At 75.3% G+C, this 860-nt stretch carries 1 protein-coding gene; it reads left to right on the forward strand.

What is annotated here, in order from left to right; translation table 11 throughout:
• A partial coding sequence (locus DW297_RS14690) for an ATP-binding cassette domain-containing protein (RefSeq protein ID WP_136033706.1) occupies positions 1-860 on the forward strand: 860 nt, incomplete at both ends.

Genomic DNA, 860 nt, shown 5'->3' on the forward strand with positions numbered 1-860 from the left:
ACCCCCATCGACGCGAGCCAGCCGACGTTCGTGTCGCAGCGGGTGCAGGAACTGCTGCGGCGCGTGTGGCTGCCCGAGCCGGAGCGCCGCGCCCGCCAGTACCCGCACGAGCTCTCCGGGGGACTCCGCCAGCGCGCGCTGATCGCCTCGGCGCTCGCGGCGTCCCCGGCGGTGCTGGTCGCGGATGAGCCGACGACGGCGCTGGACGCGACGGTGCAGGCGCGCATCCTCGACCTGCTGCGGGAGATCGCCGACAGCGGGACAGCGGTGCTGTTCATCAGCCACGACGTCGCGGCCGTGCGCCGGCTGGCCGACCGGGTGCTGGTGATGAAGGACGGCGTCGTGGTGGAGTCGGGTCCGGTCGGGGAGGTGCTGGAGCGTCCGCAGCACGAGTACACCCGGGAGCTCATCGCCGCGACCCTTCACGAGCCGCGCGACGCTTCCGCCGGCGAGGCGGCCCCGATCCTCGTGGCCGAGGGCGTGGCGAAGTCGTTCGGCGCCACGGCCGCCGTGGTCGGCGCGTCGTTCACGGTGCCGGAGGGGCGCACGCTCGGGATCGTGGGGGAGTCCGGGTCGGGCAAGACCACGCTCGCGCGGCTCCTGGTCGGCGTCGAGAAGGCGGACACCGGGTCGCTCGCCTGGCAGGGATCGCCGCGGGTGCAGCTCGTGCACCAGAACCCGCTCGGCGCGTTCGACCCGAGGTGGACGATCGGGCGGTCGCTGCGCGAGGCCCTGGAGGCCGGCGGGGTGCCCCGGTCCGAGCGCCGTGCACGGGTCGCGGGGAGCGTTGCCCGCTTCACGACCGCAGCGGCGGCGACGGTGCCGGTCGACCCCGGCTCCATCCACGCGCTCGTCGGCGA

The organism is Microbacterium sp. PF5 (assembly GCF_004794315.1).
Classification (GTDB): domain Bacteria; phylum Actinomycetota; class Actinomycetes; order Actinomycetales; family Microbacteriaceae; genus Microbacterium; species Microbacterium sufflavum.